The sequence below is a fragment of the Streptomyces sp. BJ20 genome, assembly GCF_022869105.1.
GTDB classification, from domain to species: Bacteria; Actinomycetota; Actinomycetes; order Streptomycetales; family Streptomycetaceae; genus Streptomyces; species Streptomyces griseoincarnatus.
Genome location: NZ_CP094918.1, coordinates 5,943,245 through 5,961,083, shown reverse-complemented (window position 1 = coordinate 5,961,083; position 17,839 = coordinate 5,943,245). Strand labels below are relative to the sequence as shown.

Below are 17,839 nucleotides of genomic sequence, written 5' to 3'. Positions count from 1 at the left end.
ATGAGCGGACCCTGGGAAGTGCGAGGACACACGCTGCGCCGCCGGCTCGCCGGAGTGGTGTTCGTGCTGGTGCCCGCCCTGCTGATCTGGCTGGCCGTCGCCGTCTACGACAAGAAGTTCACCGCGTCCGACCCGCTGGTCGTCGAGACCGGCAGTGTCGGCAACCAGATGCACCCGGGCGCCGAGGTGAAACTGCGCGGCGTCGTCGTCGGCGAGGTCCGCGCCGTCGACGCCACCGGCGACGGCGCCCGCCTCACCCTCGCCATGAAGCCCGGCACTCTGGACGCCGTCCCCTCCGACGTCCGCGCCCAGATGCTGCCGACCACACTGTTCGGCGAGCGGTTCGTGGCCCTGGTGCCGCCCGAGAACCCCTCGCCCGAGCCGCTGGCCGCCGGAGCCGTCATCCCCCAGGACCGCTCCGCCAACGCCGTCGAACTCCAGCAGGTGCTCGACGACGTGCTGCCGATGCTCACCGCCGTCCAGCCGCAGAAGCTCGCCGCGACCCTGTCCGCCGTCTCCCAGGCCCTGGAAGGGCGAGGCGACCAGCTCGGCCGGACGCTCAGCCGGCTCGAACGGCACCTGGCCGAGTTCAACCCGCACCTGCCCGCCCTCAACCGCGACCTCAGGGAACTCGTGAAGGTCAGCCATGTCTACGCGGACGCCGCGCCCGACATCCTCACGGCGCTCACCGACTTCACCACCACCAGCGGCACCCTCGCGGAGAAGGAGGCCGAACTCGCCACCGCCCTCGGCGCCACGACCCGGACGGCCGAGGACCTGACGGCCTTCCTGCGCGAGAACCGGCACAACCTCATCCGTCTCGCCGCCACCGGCCGGCCCACCCTCGAACTGCTCGCCGAGTACTCCTCCTCCTTCCCGTGCACCCTGCGCACCCTCGCCGAGTTCGTCCCGGCCATGGACCGGGCGCTCGGCAAGGGCACCGGCCGGCCCGGCGTCCACGTCGACGTCACCTCCGTCGCCGCGCGCGGCGCCTACCGCCCCGGCCGCGACACCCCGGTGTACGACGCGGGCGGCGGCCCGCGCTGCCCCTCCGTGCCCTACGTCGGCGCGCTGCCCCGGCCCACCGCGCGGGCCGCGTCCGCCGCGTCCGCCGAGGCCCTCGGGCCCGCCAACTCCCCGGCGGAGAACGACCTCGTCAACGAACTGCTCGCGCCCGCCGCCGGGACGGCCCCCGGCGACCTGCCCGACTGGAGCACCCTCCTCGTCGGCCCCGTCTACCGCGGTACGGAGGTGACCCTCGGATGACCAGTGCCGACACCGGGCACACCCGGCGGCGCCCGCTGACCGGCCCCCTGCTGAAGTCCCTGGTCTTCGTGGTGGTCACCGCCCTCGCCACCACCCTGCTCGGCCTCGGCGTCGCCGGCTCCGGCACGGGCGGCGGCCGCGCCTACAAGGCCCTCTTCACCGACGTCACCGGGCTCCGGGAGGGGGACAGCGTGCGCGTCTCCGGCGTGACGGTCGGCGAGGTGACCGACGTACGGGTCGTCCAACGGCGGCTCGCGCAGGTCACGTTCACCGTCGGTGAGGACCGCCGGCTGCCCCGCTCCACCACCGCCGCGGTGAAGTACCTCAACATGGTCGGCCAGCGCTACGTGTCCCTCGGACGCGGCAGCGGCGACCTCGGCGGCACCCTGGAGGAGGGCGCCACCGTGCCGCTGGACCGCACCACCCCCGCGCTCGACCTGACCCTCCTCTTCAACGGCTTCAAACCGCTGTTCGAAGGGCTCTCCCCGAAGGACGTCAACGAACTCGCCGGATCGATCGTGCAGGTCCTCCAGGGCGAGGGCGCCACCGTCGACAGCCTGATCCGCCGCATCGGCTCGCTCAGCACCACCGTCGCCGCCAAGGACAAGGTGATCGGCGCGGTCGTGAAGAACCTCACCACCGTCCTGGACACCCTCAACGACCGCGAGGACCGCTTCGACGACCTCGTCGTCACCCTGCGCGCACTCGTCTCCGGCTTCGACGAGGACCGTAAGCCCCTCGGCCGGGCCGTCGCGGCCATGGGCGACCTGACCACCGTGACCGCCGACCTCCTCGACGACGGGCGCGCGCCCCTGAAGCGGGACATCCGCGAACTGGGCCGCCTCTCCCGCAACCTCGGCGACCACACCCCGCAGATCGAGGACTTCCTCGAGCGCACCCCCGCCAAGATGACCGCCCTGGCCCGGCTGTCCTCCTACGGATCGTGGTTCAACCTGTACCTCTGCGAGGCACGGGTGAGCGGCGTGACCACCTCCGACGGTTCCGAACCCCCGACCGGCATCGCCGTCACCGAATCGAGGTGCCGCGGATGAGACGCCCGCGCAGGAAGCCGGTCAGGGACCGCGACCCCGTCGCCGTCGGCCTCGCCGGCCTGCTCGCCCTCACCTTGCTCGGCGGCCTCGCCTACGGCGCGGACCGGCTCCCCTTCACCGGCGGCACCGGCTACAGCGCCGACTTCACCGAGGCCGCGGGCCTCGACGAGGGTGACGAGGTGCGCATCGCCGGCGTGAAGGTCGGCCAGGTCACCGGCGTGGCACTGGACGGCGCCAAGGTGAAGGTGTCCTTCGAGGTCGAGGACGCCTGGATCGGCGACCGCAGCACCGCCGCCATCGCCGTCAAGACCGTCCTCGGCGACAAGTACCTGGCCGTCGACCCGCTCGGCTCCCGGCCGCAGGACCCGGGCAGCCGCATCCCGTCGTCCCGCACCACCTCCCCCTACGACGTCACCCAGGCCTTCCAGGACCTCAGCGGCACCGTCGACGCCATCGACACCCGCCGGCTCGCCGAGAGCTTCGAGACCATCTCCGACACCTTCAAGGACTCACCGCCCCACGTCGGCAAGGCCGCCACCGGCCTCTCCGACCTGTCCCGCTCCGTCTCGAAGCGCGACGCGGAACTCTCCCGGCTCCTCCAGGGCAGCGCCCGCTTCAGCAAGACGCTGGAGAACAAGAAGTCCAGCTTCGAGACCCTCATCGAGGACGGCGGCTCCCTGCTCGGCGAACTCAGGAAGCGGCGGGCCGCCATCAGCGCCCTGCTCAAGGGCAGCCGCGACCTCGGCGCCGAACTGCGCGGCCTGGTGAAGGACAACGAGAAGCAGCTCGGCCCCACCCTCAAGGCCCTCGGCCGGGTGACCGGCGTCCTGGAGAAGAACAACGACCAGCTCGGCAGGACGCTCGCCCTGGTCGGCCCGTACTACCGGCTGGTCGGCAACACCCTGGGCAACGGGCGCTGGTTCGACAGCTACCTGTGCGGCGTCGTGCCCCCCGACTACCTGCCGGAGACGTCCCGGCCCGAGAGCGGATGCCTGCCGCCGAAACAGTCGGACAAGGCGCGGGGGAGCGGTGAGCGATGACCCGACGCAGAAAGATCCTCGGCGGACTGCTCGCCCTGGTCGTGCTGGCCGCCGGCGGACTGGCCGCCGCCTCGGCCCTCGCCCCCGACGGCCTGCGCCTCACCGCCTACTTCGACCGCGTCGTCGGCGTCCACGCCGGATCCGACCTGCGCATCCTCGGCGTGCGGGTCGGCGAGGTGGAATCGGTGCGGCCGCAGGGCACCACCGTCCGCGTGGACCTGCGCCTCGACGAAGGGACCAAGGTTCCCGAGAACGCGCGGGCCGTCGTCGTCGCCCCCAGCGTCGTCGCCGACCGCTACGTGCAGCTCACCCCCGCCCACAGCACCGGTCCCGCCCTCGCCGACGGCGCCGTCCTGCCCGCATCCCGCAACCGCGTCCCGGTCGAGATCGACCAGATCTACGACTCGATCACCTCACTCGCCGACGCGCTCGGCCCGGACGGCGCCAACGCCGAGGGCGCCCTCTCCGGACTGCTGCGGACCGGCGCCGCCAACCTAGACGGCAACGGCAAGGCCGTCGGCGACGGCGTCGAGGAGTTCGGCAAGGCGGCCAAGACCCTGGACGGCAGCAGCGGCGACCTGTTCCGCACGCTCCGCAGCCTCCAGACCTTCACCACCATGCTCAAGGACAAGGACACCGACGTGCGCACCGCGCAGGAACGCCTCGACGAGGTCGTCGGCTTCTTCGCCGACAACAAGGACGACCTCACCGGCGCGCTCGACGAACTCGGCAAGGCCCTCGGCCAGGTGAAGACCTTCATCGAGGACAACCGCGGCGAGCTGAAGAAGAACGTCGACCGGCTCGTCCCCCTCACCCGCACCCTCGTCGAGCAACGGGTCTCGCTGGCCGAGGCCCTGGACGTGGCGCCGCTCGCCGCCGGCAACGTCGTGAACGCCTACAACCCCGACACCCGCACCCTCGACGGCCGCGCGAACCTCAACGAGATCAGCATGGGCGGCCCCCTGCTGCCGCTGCCCGCCACCGGCGCCGCCGTCAGCGGCGACGCACCCGCCGCCGAGCGGAAGGGGGAGAGATGAGACGCGGCACCCGGACCGGCGAACGCGCCGCCTCGGCGCTCGGACGCGGCGCCCTCACCACCGGCCGGGTGGCGGGCCTGACCATGGCCGGACTGATCGCCCTCACCCTCGGCTTCACCCTCGCCGTCGGCGGCGTCACCGTCCTGCCCCGCGGTTTCGGCGGCGTCGAGGACCTGCCGCTGCCCGGCGGCGCCGACCTCGGCGACCGTCCCTACACCGTCACCGCCGAACTCGACGACGTCCTCAGCCTCGTCCCGCACTCCGCGGTACGGGTCAACGACGTCGCCGTCGGCCGGATCAGCCGCATCGAACTCGGCGACGACTGGACGGCCCGCGTCACCATGCGGATCAACGGCGACGTGCGGCTGCCCGCCGACGCCACCGCGCGCCTGGGACAGTCCAGCCTCCTGGGCGAGAAGTACGTGCAGCTCGCCGCCCCGCCCGGCGGCGGGAACGGCCGGCTCTCCGACGGGAGCGTCATCCCGCTGTCCCGCACCAGCCGCAGCACCGAGGTGGAGGAGGTGTTCGGCGCGCTGTCCCTGCTGCTCAACGGCGGCGGCGTCAACCAGCTCCGCACCATCACCCGGGAACTGAACGCGGCGCTCGGCGGCCGGGAACCCGAGGTCCGCTCCATGCTCCGAAGGGTCAACACCCTGGTGACCGACCTCGACGACCACCGGGGGGACATCACCGACGCGCTCGACGCCGTCAACCGGCTCTCCTCCACCCTGGCCCACCGCAAGGACGACGTCGGAACCGTCCTCACCGGCCTCTCGCCCGGACTGAGGACACTGGAGCGACAGCGCGGCTCCCTGCTCACCATGCTGCGCTCCCTCGACACGCTCTCCGGCGTCGCCGTGTCCACCGTCGCCGCGAGCAAGGACGACATGATCGCCGACCTCAGAGCCCTCGCGCCGACGCTGAAGGAACTCGCCGACGCCGGCGCGGACCTGCCCGACGCGCTCCAGGTGCTGGTGACCTACCCGTTCACCGACGAGGTGCTGAGCGGCGTGAAGGGCGACTACCTCAACGCCTACCTGAGCGTGGTCGCCGTGCCGGGAACCGAGGTCATCCCGCCGATCGACGACCCGCTCCCCTCCACGGGCCCCGCCCCCGCGGCGCGCGGCGGGGCGGGCGCCGCCGGCGAGGGACGCCCCTCCGGCAACAGCGGCCGGAAGACGGGAGGTTCGGCGGACCCGTCCGCTTCCTCCGGCTCCCCGTCGCGGGATTCGTCCCCGCTGCCGCTGCCCTCCGTGTCCGCGACCACCGCCGGCACGGGCACCGCACCGGCGTCCCCGGAGGCGGGTGACGGCTCGTGATCACCCTCGCCGTACGGCTGAAGAACCTCGCCTTCCTCCTCGTCGCCGTGCTCGCCCTGTCCTACCTCGGCATCCGCTACGCCGACCTCGGCCGCTACGTCGGCGTCGCCGACCACTACACCGTCGACGTGCGACTGCCGCGCACGGGCGGCCTGTTCACCCACGCCGACGTCACCTACCGAGGCGTCTCGGTGGGCCGCGTCGGCCCTGTCCGCCTCACCGACGACGGGGTCGTCGCCGAGCTGCGGATCAAGAAGTCGGCACCCCGCATCCCCGCCGACACCAAGGCCGTGGTCGCCGCGCTCTCCGCCGTGGGCGAGCAGTACATCGACCTGCGGCCCGAGAGCGACGGCTCCCCCTACCTGACGGACGGCGCCCGCATCGACCAGGCGGACACCCAGGTGCCCGCCCCCGTCACCGACGTCCTCGCCAGTGTGGACGACCTGGTGCGGTCGGTGCCGCAGGACGATCTGCGCACGGTCGTCGACGAGTTGGGGGAGGCCTTCGAGGGGCACGGCGACGACCTCCAGGTGCTGCTCGACAGCGGCAGCGACTTCGTCGAGGCCGCCGACCGCGCTCTGCCGTCCACCGTCCTCCTCATCAACGACGGCGAGACCGTGCTGCGCACCCAGGCGCAGGAGGGCGCGGCGATCCGCGGCTTCGCCCGGGGCGCGGAGGAGCTGGCCCGCGCCCTCAAGGGGTCCGACGCCGACCTGCGCCGTCTCCTCGCGGTCACCCCGGAGGCCGCCACCCAGGTCAGCGGCGTGCTGCGGGACCTCGACCCGAGCCTCGGCGTCGTGCTCGCCAACCTGCTCACCACCGCCGAGGTGGCCGTCACCCGGCAGCGGGGCATCGAGGAACTGCTCGTGACCTACCCGGCGGTCGTCTCCGCCGGCTCCACCGCCGTCGACGGAGGGAAGCTGAACCTCGGCATGGCCGTCACCTTCTTCGACCCCCTGCCCTGCACCGCCGGGTACGGCGCCACGCGCTACCGCAACGGCCTCGACCTCGGCACCGCACCGCCCCTGAACACCGGCGCGGGCTGCACCGCCCAGCCGTCCACGGGCAAGAACGTGCGCGGCGCGGCCAACGCCCCGAAGGGCGGCGCGGCGCCCGAACCGGCCCGCCCCGGCTCCCTGCCCTCCGGCAGCGGCAGCGGCGACGGCACGGCGCGCCGGTCCGGCGGTGCGGCGCCGCCCGGCGCGCTCGCCCTGCCCGGACAGAGCGGCGAGGCGCCGCGCGACCTGACGCACGTCCTCGCGCCCGCCACGGGAGGCACCCGATGAGGCGGGCCCGGATCCTCGCCGGGGCGGGACTCGCCCTGGCCCTCGGCTTCTGCGGCACGAGCGCCTGGACGTACGCCCAGGCACGCGCCGACGACGGTCTCGCGTACGGCAGGGAACGGGACACGGCGCTCGCCGACGGGCGCCGGGCCCTCGCCGTGCTCACCACGATCGACGCCTCCACCCGGCAGCGTGCCGAGGGGAGCGTCCGGGACTGGCGCGGCGTCTCCACCGGGCCGCTGCGCGAGGAGCTCGGCGCCACCGCGGCCCGGGCGGGCGCCTCGGCGCGCGGCACGGTGACCGAGGCCGCCGTCACGGCGCTCGACACCCGCTCCGGCACGGCGAAGCTCATCGCCACCGTCCGCGTCGAGACCACCCCGGCCGGGGCGGGGAAGCCGGCCGTCGACCGCAAGCGCCTGGAGGCGGTCCTGACCCGCACCGGCGAGGACGTCTGGAAGGTGAAGGCGCTCAGCGCCGTCCCGGTCCAGGGGGAGAGGGAGGAGGGGGACCGATGACACGGACGTGGCTGTCCCGCGGGGCCGGTGCCCGCGAGCCCGGTTCGGGACGGGACGCCGCCGGTGAGAGACCGGAGACGCCGGCTCCGGAGGCGGAGCCAGGCGTCGACGTGCCGGAGGACGCGTCCGCCGAGGCCGACGCCTTGGACGAGCGGTCCTCCGGGGCCGTGCCCGGCGCCGGGCGCCGCGAGGAGCCGTCCGGGGCAGAGCCCGGCGACGGCCCCGGCGGGCGTCCGGGGAACGGCCGTCCACGCGACAGCCGTTCGCGGGGCCCGCGCCTGCGGGCCGTGGCAGCGGGGACCACCGCGGTCCTGGTCCTCGGCGGCTGCGGCTTCCTTCACGCGGCCCACCAGCTGCGGTCGGACGAGTCCGCCCGCAACCGGGCGCTCACCGACACCGAGGCCACCAGCCGGGTCGCCGGGGACGTCGGCAACGCCCTCGCCCGGATCTTCTCCTACACGCCCGACGGCACCGCCGCCGCCGAGCGCTCCGCACGCACCGCCCTCGACGGGAAGGCCGCCCGCCAGTACACCGCCCTCTTCGACCGCGTCCGTAAGGACCTCACCGCACAGCGCGTCACCCTGAGCACCCGCGCCGTCCGCACCGGCGTGGTGGAACTCGACGGCGACCGGGCCCGCCTGCTGGTCTTCCTCGACCAGACCTCCCGCCGCGGCGAGGACGCGGCGACCACCGCGGCGGCGCAGCTCACGGTCACGGCACGGCTCGAGGACGACCGGTGGCGGATCGTCGACATCGAACCCCGCTGACATGCGCGGGAGACAGGAGCACCTCATGGAACGACCGGCCCGCCGCCGCGTGCCGCGCCGTCTGCGGACGCCGTACGCGCCGGCCCTCGCCCTCGCCCTCGTCGCCGGCGGTTTCGCCGCGTGGGCGGGCCAGGACTGGTACGACGCGGCCCACGACGACCGGGCCGCCTACGCCGTGCAGCGGGACCGGGCGCTCGCCGCGGGGGAGCAGGCCGTGCAGAACCTCAACACCCTCGACCACCGTGACCTGGACCGGGGACTCGACCTCTGGGAGGCGTCGACGACGGGAGAGCTGCGCGAGCAACTCACCGCCGGCAGGGGCGCCTTCGCCGGCCAGGTGAAGGAGGCGGAGACGGTCAGCACGGCCCGGGTGCTGTCCGGAGCCGTCACCGAACTCGACGACCGGGCCGGGCGTGCCCGCGTGCTGGTCGCCCTCCGCGTCACCGTCCGGGCGGCCGACGGGACCCGGACCGACAAGGACAGCCGCATGCTCGGCGAACTCACCCGGACCGACGGCCGCTGGAAGCTGAGCGCTCTCGGCCAGGCCCCCGTCGGCGGCGCACCGGCCGGCTGACCGGCCCCTACCGCACCGTGCCGGCCGGCCGCAGCGAGGAGGACACCCACCATGTCGACGACCCGTCACCACATCAACCGCCAGCGACTCCGCCAGGCCCGCGCCGCCCGCCCGCGGGTCGTGGAGGTCCGGCCCGGCACGCGCCGTGCGGCCGGGCCCCGCGGGCCCGAAGCGGCGGCGGAGGGGGCGAGCGGCCCCGCCCGGCCCCGCGCGCGCCGCCCTTGGGGCCTGGTGGCGCTCTGCGGGCTGACCGTGCTCCTCGGCGCGTTCGCGGGCTGGGCCCACGCGGAGGCCGAGTCGCTGCGCGCCGAACCCGCGCGGAGCAACACCGCGTTGACCGACGTCGCCCGCACCAGTGAGGTCAAGGGGCAGGTGGGCGAGGCCGTCGACCGGCTGTTCTCCTACGACCACACGGATCCCGCGGCCTTCGACAGGGCCGCGAAGGATCTCCTGACCGGGAAGGCCGTCGCCCAGCACCGGGACCTGTTCGCCGACGTCCGTGAGCGGGCCGACGCGCGGAAGGCGGTGATCACCACGGCGGTCACCGAGACCGCGGTCGAACGGATCGACGGCGACCGGGCGCGGGTGCTCGTCTACGCCGACCAGAGCAGCGTGGCCACCGCCGGAGGGAAGGCGGAGGCGGAACAGGACGACGGCGTGTACGCGGCGGCGATGCTCGCGGTGGACGCCGTGCACCGTGACGGCCGCTGGCTCGTCACGGCCCTGGACATCTTCGGTCGCACCTAGCCGCAGGGCGACGCGGGCGGCCTCGGCGCCCGCCCCGCACCCCAGGCGCTTCACCGGCACCGCCCGCCCCTGCCGGCCACCCGCACCGTCCCCACCACCGGACCGCCGAACACCGCAGGCCCCCGGCACCGCCCGGCACCCCGCACACACCGCACCTCCGGGTACCACCGGCACCCGCACCGCCCGCACCCAGGCCCTCACACCACCCGGCAGCACCCCGAACGCCCCGCGACCACAGGCTCCCCGCACCACCGGCACCTCGCACGTCCGCGCCCGCAGGGGCGCCGCACCACCCGGCACGCCCGCACCCGCAGAGGCACCGCACCACCCCGCACCCCGCACGCCCGCACCCGCAGGGACATCGCATCACCCGGCACCCCGCACGTCCGCTCCCGCAGGGGCGACGCATCACCCCGCACGTCCGCGCCCCGCAGAGGCACCGCATCACCCCGCACGCCCGCGCCCGCAGAGGCACCGCACCACCCCGCACCCCGCACGCCCGCACCCGCAGGGACATCGCATCACCCGGCACCCCGCACGTCCGCTCCCGCAGGGGCGACGCACCACCCCGCACGCCCGCACCCGCAAAGGCACCGCATCACCCCGCACGTCCGCGCCCGCAGAGGCACCGCACCACCCCGCACGTCCGCGCCCGCAGGGGCGCCGCACCACCCCGCACCCCGCACGCCCGCACGCGCAGGGACATCGCATCACCCGGCACCCCGAGCGCCCCGCGACCGCAGGTCCCGCACGACCTGGCACCACCGGCACCCCGAACGCCCCACAACCGCAGGCCCCCCGCACCACCGGCACCTCGCACGTCCGCGCCCGCAGGGGCACCGCACCACCCCGCACCCGCACGCCCGCACCCGCAAAGGCACGGCACCACCCCGCACGTCCGCGCCCGCAGAGGCACCGCATCACCCCGCACCCCGCACGCCCGCACCCGCAGGGACATCGCACCGCATCCGGATCCGACAGGAGTGACGCCCATGTCCGTTCGACGATCCCGACGCCGGTACTCCGGCCGGGCCCGCAGGGGACTGCGTGCGAGTGCGCTCGCCGTGGCGGCCATGGCGGCCCTGACCGCTTCGCAGGGGCCGGCTCTCGTCCGGGACGGCACGAAGGCCCGGGCCGAACCGGCGGGCGACGGCGGGCGGCCGGCGCCCGCGGGCGACCCGTACGCGGTGCTCGCCCCGCCGGGTGACGGCTCGTACCACACCGAGCTCCCGCCCCTTCGCACCGCGACGCCCGCGCCCGCCTCACCCGTGCTGCATCGGCAGGTCCGCGCCGAGTCGGGCATCCCGGCCACCGTGCTGCGCGCCTACCGCGCCGCCGAGTCCTCGGTCGCCAGGACGGATCCGGGCTGCCGACTGCCCTGGGAGCTGCCGGCCGCCATCGGCAAGGTCGAGTCCGGGCAGGCGCGCGGCGGCGCGGTCGACGGGAACGGCACGACGCTCGGCCGTATCATCGGACCGCCCCTCGACGGACGGGGTTTCGCGTTGATCCGGGACACGGACGGGGGCGCCCACGACGGCGACACCGTCTACGACCGCGCCGTAGGCCCGATGCAGTTCCTGCCGTCCACCTGGGTCCGCTGGGGCACGGACGGCAACGGCGACGGCCGCGCCGATCCGAACAACATCTTCGACGCGGCGCTGGCGGCCGGCCACTACCTGTGCGCCGGCGAGCGGGACCTGCGCCGCCCGGCGGACCTGGACCGGGCGGTCCTGAGCTACAACCACTCCCGCTCCTACCTGCGTCTCGTCCGGTACTGGCTGGCGTTCTACAGCCGTGGGGTGCACGCCGTACCCGACGGCGAGGGCGTCGTCCCGCGCAGCCCCGGCGCGGGCGGCGACACCCCGGCGACCGAACCGGTCGACGGCGGCAGCGGCAGCGGGGGAAGCGGTGGAGGCGTCGTCATCGGACCGCAGCCGAGCCCCACCGGCGGCACGGGACCGTCCCCGCGTCCTTCCCCGTCCGTCCCGGGCAGCCCGGAACCCCCGTCGCCGTCCCCCGGGCCCAGCACGTCCCCGACCCCCACGCCGTCGGCCCCCCCGACGAGCCAGGAGCCCACGGAACCGCCCGCCGAGTCCCCGACCGGGAGCGCCGAGCCCTCACCGGACCCGACCACCTCGCCCCCCTGTTCCCCGGAGCCGACCGCCCCCGGCCCCGAGCCCACGGCCTCGCCGTCCGACGCCCCCTGCCCGACCCCGACGGAGACGTCGGCGGAGCGGTAAGGGAAGCCGACGCCGGCGCCCGGCCGGGGTGTCTCAGCCCGCCGCCTGTCCCATCCCCGCCGCGTCGGGCCAGCTCTGCGCCCCCGGCCAGCCCGTCGCCGGGGCCATGGACAGCCCGTCGGTGCCGCGCACCTGGGCGGCCGTCAGCCCGCCGCGCGCCGGGACGCCGGGCGGGGTGGGCCCGGTGGCCGGCGGTACCTGCATCGGCGCGGGCGCGGGTGCAGGCGCCGCGAACGCGGCCGCGGGGGCGAGGGGCGGCGCGGCGGGGGCGGGCTGCGGGGCCGGCTCCGGGTACGCCGCCGGCTGCGGGAGCTGCTGCGGCTGGGGCACGGAAACCGGCTGCGGCGCGGGCTGCGGTACGGGAACCGGCTGAGGGACGGGCTGGGGGGCGGGCTGCGGCCGGGGCGCCTCCTGCGGCACGGGCTGTGGCTCCGGCTGCGGCAGTCCCGCCGCGGCCGGCACCGGCATCCCGCCGCCCGGGCCCACCGCAGGGGCGGACGCGGCGGCGGGGAGCGGCATGCCGGCGCCGGCGGCCTGTGCGAGGCCACGCGTCCCGGCCCCGTTGGTCTGGGTCACCAGGCGGTCCACCGCCGCCGTGCCCGAGCTGTAGGCGGTCCCTGTGGCCTGCTCGGGCACGGCGGCTCCCCTCCTGGACGTCCCGTAGAGCACCTGTTCCAGGCCGGTCACCAGGCGACGGACGTCGACCTGGGGGCGCACCACGAGACGCAGGAAGCGGCTGGACGAGCCGATCTTGTTGCCGCACTCACGCACCAGGATCCGGTGCTCGGTGAGCAGCCGGTCCCGCACCACGGTCCCCTCGGCGCCGACGGGCAGGCGCACGAAGAGGAAGTTGCCCTGCGAGGGGTAGACCGTGAGGCCGGGCAGCGAGGAGAGCTGTCCGGACATGTCCATCCGGTCGCGGCGCACCTGGTGCAGGCTCTGCGCGTACTCGGCCCCGTGCTCCTTCAGCATGAACACCACGTGTTCCGCGAAGGAGTTGAGGTTCCACTTGGGCAGCATGGAGCGCACCCGCCCGGCCAGCGCCGGGTTGGCGACCAGGTAGCCGAAGCGGATGCCGTGCAGGCCGAAGTTCTTGCCGAGGCTGCGCAGCACGATGACGTTGGGGCGCAGCATCGCCTCCTGCACCACGCTCGGCTCGTTCTCGGCGTCGGCGAACTCCAGGAACGACTCGTCGATCACCACGAGGTCCAGGTCGGCCATGGCGTCCATGAACTGGACGACCGCGTGCTTGTGCAGGAAGCCGCCGTCGGGGTTGTTCGGGTTGCAGATGACGGCGACCCTGGTGCCGCGGGCGCGGATGAACTCGGCGTACTGCGCGAGGTCCAGGGCGAAGCCGCTGGACTCCTGGAGCGGGAACATGTCGACCCGCTTGCCGGTCTCCATCGGCTGGTCGGTCCAGCGGCCGAACGTCGGCACGGGCACGGCGAGCGACTCGCGCACCAGCAGATGGTCGATCCAGGTGATCAGCTCCGTCGAGCCGTTGCCCATGGCCACGCACTGCGGCGGCAGTTGGAGGAGCCCGCACAGCTCGGCGGTGATGGTGTCCGCGCTGCTCGGGTAGTACGTGATGATGTCGCGCAGCCGGGCCGCCATCTCCTCGAACATGGCGGGGGTGGGGAAGTACGGGTTGCAGGGAATGCAGAAGTCCACCGGGCCGGCCCCGTCGCTCTCCCTCGTCAGCGCCGCCATCGACGGGCTGTGCGCCGCGGTGCTGCGGAACAGCGAGGTGACGTTGTCGGGCAAGGGAACCTCCGTGTGCGGCGGGCCCGCCGGGGACGTGACGGGCCCGTCATGCCTGGGCGGCCCGCGCGGGGGAGCACGGGCCACCCAGGAGTACGGAGCCGAGCGGGGCGCCGTTCAGCACGTGTGAGGAAAATGTGAGGACGCCTTGTGAGCGTGCTCACACCGAAACCGCTCACACCGTGGGGCTCGCACGGCAGCGCTCGCACCGCAGCGTTCCCACCGGCGCGCGGCTCACGTCCCGAAGGTGTGCACGGTCGTCGTCCGGTACGTCTCGCCCGGCCGCAGCACGGTCGAGGGGAACGCGGGCCGGTTGGGGGAGTCCGGGAAGTGCTGGGTCTCCAGGCACAGCCCGTCCCCCTGCCGGTACACCCGGCCGCCGCTGCCGACGAGGGTGCCGTCGAGGAAGTTGCCGGAGTAGAACTGCAGGCCCGGCTCGTTCGTGGCGATGCGCAGGGTGCGCCCCGAGCCCGGGTCACGCAGGGTCGCCGCGTGCTCCGGGCGGGCGGTGATGCCCTTGTCCAGCACCCAGTTGTGGTCGAATCCCTGCCCGTACAGCAGTTGCTGGTGGGCGGTGCGGATGTCCCGGCCGACCGGCTTGGCGCGGCGGAAGTCGAACGGGGTGCCCGCGGCCTTCGCCAGCTCACCGGTGGGTATCAGACCCGCGTCGACGGGCGTGTAGCGGGAGGCGGCGATCGACAGCTCGTGGTCCATGATGCTGCCGCTGCCCTCGCCGGCCAGGTTCCAGTAGACGTGGCTGGTGAGGTTGACGACCGTGGGCCGGTCGGTGACGGCCTCGTAGTCGACGCGCCAGTCGCCGTGCCGGGTGAGGGTGCACGTCACCTTGGTGCGCAGGGTGCCCGGGTAGCCCATCTCCCCGTCGGCGGACGTGTAGTACAGGTGCAGGCCCACGTCGGAGCCGCGGGTGAACGGCTCGACGTCCCAGACCCGCTTGTCGAAACCCCGCTCGCCGCCGTGCAGGCTGTTGTCGCCGTCGTTGACGGAGAGCTGGTACCGGGCGCCGTCGAGGGTGAAGGTCCCCCCGCCGATGCGGTTGCCGTACCGGCCGATCAGCGCCCCGAAGTACGGGCTGGAGTCGACGTACTCCTCCAGGGTGCGCAGGCCGAGGGAGATGTTGGCGTACCGGCCACGCCGGTCGGGGACCTCCAGCGAGTGGACGATGCCGCCGTAGGAGAGGACCCCCATCCGGGTGCCGCCGTTCTCCAGTGTCCAGCGGTCCACCCGGGTGCCGTCGGCGAGCCTGCCGAACGGCTTCCGGACCGGCCTGCCCCGGCCCTTGGACGAGGCGTGCGCCGTCCCGCCCCAGGCCGTGGTGGCCACTCCCGCCGCGGCGGCTCCCGCGATGACCGTGCGTCTGTTCAGTTCCATCAGTGCGGCTCCCTGAAGGGAAGGGGCCCCGCCGCGCGGCGGGGCCCGGGCTGACTTACGAACCGACCTTGCGCTTGTTCCACACGTCGAAGCCGACGGCGGCCAGCAGCACCATGCCCTTGATGACCTGCTGCCAGTCGGTGCCGACGCCGACGAGGTTCATGCCGTTGTTCAGCACGCCCAGGACCAGACCGCCGATGATGGCGCCGAGCACGGTGCCCACACCGCCGGCCATCGACGCGCCGCCGATGAACGCGGCGGCGATCGCCTCCAGCTCGAAGTTGAGACCGGCCTTGGGAGAGGCCGCGTTGAAGCGGGCGGCGAACACCAGACCCGCCAGGGCCGCGAGCATGCCCATGTTCAGGAAGACCAGGAAGGTGACCTTCTTGTCCCGCACACCCGACAGCTTGGCCGCGGGCAGGTTGCCGCCGATGGCGTAGATGTGCCGGCCGATGACGGCGTTGCGCATCATGTAGCCGAACCCGACGAGCAGTGCGCCGAGGATCAGCAGCACGATCGGGGCGCCCTTGTAGCTGGCCAGCAGCAGCGTCACCACGAGGACGGCCGAGGCCAGCGCGACGAGCTTCAGCAGGAACAGCTTGGCGGGCAGGACGTCGAGGTCGAACTCCTTCTGCCGCCTGCGGTCGCGCACCTCCTGGAGGACGACGAGGGCGATCAGCGCGAGACCGAGGAGCAGGGTCAGGTTGTGATAGTTGGTCTCCGGGCCGACCTCGGGCATGAAGCCGTTGGCGATCTTCTGCAGGCCCCGGGGGAACGGGCCGAGGGTCTGGCCCTCCAGGAAGATCTCGGTGAGACCGCGGAAGGTCAGCATGCCCGCGAGGGTGACGATGAACGACGGTATGCCGCCGTAGGCGATGAACCACCCTTGTACGGCCCCCGCGATGGCGCCCACCGCCAGGCACAGCACCACCGCGACCGGCCAGGGCAGGTCGTTCCTGACCATGAACACCGCGGCCATGGAGCCGACGAACGCCGTCAGTGAGCCGACCGACAGGTCGATGTGCCCGGAGATGATGACCAGCATCATGCCGATCGCGAGGATCAGGATGTAGCTGTTCTGCAGCACCAGGTTGGAGACGTTGCGCGGCAGCAGCAGGTCGCCGTCGGTCCACACCGCGAACAGCGCCACGATCAGACCGAGCGCCATCAGCATGCCGTACTGCCGCATGTTGCGGCGCATGCCGTCCAGCATCAGCTGGAGCAGGCCGTCACCGCCGCCCGCACCGTTCTTGCCCGGGGGCGCGGATGCCGGGGTCTTGTCGGTGACTGTGCTCATCGGGATACCTCTTTGTCCTTCGTCATCTGACGCATCAGCGATTCCTGGGAGGCCTCGGCCCGCGAGAACTCACCGGTCAGCCGTCCTGCGGCCATCGTGTAGATGCGGTCGCACATGCCGAGCAGCTCGGGCAGTTCGGAGGAGATGAAGACGACTGCCTTGCCCTCGGCAGCCAGTCGGTCGATCACCGTGTAGATCTCGTACTTGGCGCCGACGTCGATGCCGCGGGTCGGCTCGTCGAGGATCAGCACATCAGGGCCGGCGAAGATCCACTTGCTGAGCACGACCTTCTGCTGGTTGCCGCCGGACAGCTTGCCCACCGGCTCGAAGACCGTCGGCGCCTTGATGTTCATGGAGGTGCGGAAACCCTCGGCGACCTGACGCTCCTGGTGCTCGTCCACGACACCGCGCTTGGCGACCTTGCCGAGGGCGCTGAGCGAGATGTTGCGGTTGATGGTGTCGATGAGGTTCAGGCCGTAGTGCTTGCGGTCCTCGGTGACGTAGGCGATGCCGTGTCCCACCGCCTCGGGGACGGTTCTGGTACGGATCTCCTTGCCGTCCTTGAGGACCGTGCCGCCCGCGTGGCGGCCGTAGGTGCGGCCGAAGACGCTCATCGCCAGCTCGGTGCGGCCGGCGCCCATCAGACCGGCGATCCCGACGATCTCGCCGCGCCGGACGGTCAGCGACACGTCGTCGACGACCTTGCGCTGCTGGTCGATCGGGTGGTGCACGGTCCAGTTGCGGATCTCCAGGGCGGGCGCGGCGCCCTCCTCCGGGTGATGCGGGGTGCGCTCCGGGAAGCGGTGCTCCAGGTCGCGGCCGACCATCCCGCTGATGATCCGGTCCTCGCTGGTCTCCGGGGCCTTCACGTCGAGCGTCTCGATGGTCCGGCCGTCCCGCAGGATCGTCACCGAGTCGGCGACCCTGCGGATCTCGTTCAGCTTGTGGGAGATGATGATCGCGGTGATGCCCTCTTCCTTCAACTGCAGGATGAGGTCGAGGAGTTTGCCGCTGTCCTCGTCGTTGAGCGCCGCGGTCGGCTCGTCGAGGATGAGCAGCTTCACCTTCTTCGACAGCGCCTTGGCGATCTCCACCAGCTGCTGCTTGCCCACGCCGATGTCGGCGACGCGGGTCTCCGGGTGTTCGTCGAGCCCGACCCGGCGCAGCAGTTCGGTGGCGTGCCTGAGGGTCTCGTTCCAGTTGATGAAGCCGCGGGTGGCGTGTTCGTTGCCGAGGAAGATGTTCTCCGCGATGGAGAGATAGGGCACCAGGGCCAGTTCCTGGTGGATGATCACGATGCCGTGCTGTTCGCTGGCCCGGATGTCCTTGAAACGGCAGACCTCCTCCTCGAAGAGGATCTCCCCCTCGTAGGTGCCGTGCGGGTGGACGCCGGAGAGGACCTTCATCAGGGTCGACTTGCCGGCGCCGTTCTCGCCGCAGATGGCGTGGACCTCGCCCCGCTGGACGGTCAGGCTGACGTCCGACAGCGCCTTGACGCCGGGAAAGGTCTTGACGATCGAGCGCATTTCCAGGACGGGTCCCGCCATGGTCG

At 73.4% G+C, this 17,839-nt stretch carries 15 protein-coding genes; 11 read left to right on the top strand and 4 right to left on the bottom strand.

The genetic code is table 11. The annotated features are described in order from the left end of the window. The 11 genes from MTR79_RS26945 (at position 1) to MTR79_RS26895 (ending at position 11,840) form a co-directional block, all read left to right on the top strand. The gene (locus tag MTR79_RS26945; protein ID WP_244792141.1) at positions 1-1,266 is read left to right on the top strand and encodes an MCE family protein; all 1,266 of its coding nucleotides are present in this window, start codon (positions 1-3) and stop codon (positions 1,264-1,266) included. After that, positions 1,263-2,318, top strand: a complete 1,056-nt coding sequence (locus MTR79_RS26940; protein WP_189365143.1) for an MCE family protein — start codon at positions 1,263-1,265, stop codon at positions 2,316-2,318. The genes MTR79_RS26945 and MTR79_RS26940 overlap by 4 nt, the downstream gene beginning before the upstream one ends. Continuing rightward, on the top strand, positions 2,315-3,358 hold the full coding sequence (locus tag MTR79_RS26935; RefSeq protein WP_189365142.1) for an MCE family protein: 1,044 nt from the start codon (positions 2,315-2,317) through the stop codon (positions 3,356-3,358). The genes MTR79_RS26940 and MTR79_RS26935 overlap by 4 nt, the downstream gene beginning before the upstream one ends. After that, complete coding sequence (locus MTR79_RS26930) at positions 3,355-4,395, top strand: MCE family protein (RefSeq protein ID WP_086702984.1); 1,041 nt, start codon at positions 3,355-3,357, stop codon at positions 4,393-4,395. Before MTR79_RS26935 ends, MTR79_RS26930 begins: the two co-directional genes overlap by 4 nt. 83 nt (positions 4,396-4,478) lie before the next feature. Further along, positions 4,479-5,714, top strand: a complete 1,236-nt coding sequence (locus tag MTR79_RS26925; RefSeq protein ID WP_244793308.1) for an MCE family protein — start codon at positions 4,479-4,481, stop codon at positions 5,712-5,714. Next, complete coding sequence (locus MTR79_RS26920; protein WP_244792140.1) at positions 5,711-7,000, top strand: MlaD family protein; 1,290 nt, start codon at positions 5,711-5,713, stop codon at positions 6,998-7,000. Before MTR79_RS26925 ends, MTR79_RS26920 begins: the two co-directional genes overlap by 4 nt. After that, a complete protein-coding gene (locus MTR79_RS26915; protein ID WP_086702987.1) occupies positions 6,997-7,512 on the top strand; it encodes a hypothetical protein in 516 nt (171 codons plus the stop codon). Before MTR79_RS26920 ends, MTR79_RS26915 begins: the two co-directional genes overlap by 4 nt. Then, positions 7,509-8,279 carry a hypothetical protein gene (locus tag MTR79_RS26910; RefSeq protein WP_244792139.1) on the top strand — a complete coding sequence of 257 codons (771 nt, stop codon included), beginning with the start codon at positions 7,509-7,511 and terminating at the stop codon, positions 8,277-8,279. The genes MTR79_RS26915 and MTR79_RS26910 overlap by 4 nt, the downstream gene beginning before the upstream one ends. Before the next feature lie 25 nt (positions 8,280-8,304). Then, a complete protein-coding gene (locus tag MTR79_RS26905) occupies positions 8,305-8,853 on the top strand; it encodes a nuclear transport factor 2 family protein (protein WP_114873666.1) in 549 nt (182 codons plus the stop codon). A gap of 51 nt (positions 8,854-8,904) precedes the next feature. Then, a complete protein-coding gene (locus MTR79_RS26900; protein WP_244792138.1) occupies positions 8,905-9,600 on the top strand; it encodes a hypothetical protein in 696 nt (231 codons plus the stop codon). Between the two features lie 992 nt (positions 9,601-10,592). Further along, on the top strand, positions 10,593-11,840 hold the full coding sequence (locus MTR79_RS26895) for a lytic transglycosylase domain-containing protein (RefSeq protein WP_244792137.1): 1,248 nt from the start codon (positions 10,593-10,595) through the stop codon (positions 11,838-11,840). Positions 11,841-11,873: 33 nt separating this feature from the next. Here MTR79_RS26895 and MTR79_RS26890 read toward each other — a convergent pair whose 3' ends face one another. From MTR79_RS26890 to mmsA, 4 genes are all read right to left on the bottom strand, one after another. Next, the gene (locus tag MTR79_RS26890; RefSeq protein WP_210908206.1) at positions 11,874-13,604 is read right to left on the bottom strand and encodes a histidinol-phosphate transaminase; all 1,731 of its coding nucleotides are present in this window, start codon (positions 13,602-13,604) and stop codon (positions 11,874-11,876) included. Between the two features lie 231 nt (positions 13,605-13,835). Continuing rightward, complete coding sequence (locus tag MTR79_RS26885) at positions 13,836-14,990, bottom strand: aldose epimerase family protein (RefSeq protein WP_244792136.1); 1,155 nt, start codon at positions 14,988-14,990, stop codon at positions 13,836-13,838. A gap of 55 nt (positions 14,991-15,045) precedes the next feature. Then, positions 15,046-16,287 carry a multiple monosaccharide ABC transporter permease gene (gene mmsB / locus MTR79_RS26880; RefSeq protein WP_086705390.1) on the bottom strand — a complete coding sequence of 414 codons (1,242 nt, stop codon included), beginning with the start codon at positions 16,285-16,287 and terminating at the stop codon, positions 15,046-15,048. After that, entirely contained in the window at positions 16,284-17,834 is a 1,551-nt protein-coding gene (gene mmsA, locus MTR79_RS26875; protein ID WP_048457709.1) for a multiple monosaccharide ABC transporter ATP-binding protein, read from the bottom strand. Before mmsA ends, mmsB begins: the two co-directional genes overlap by 4 nt. Between the last annotated feature and the right edge of the window lie 5 nt (positions 17,835-17,839).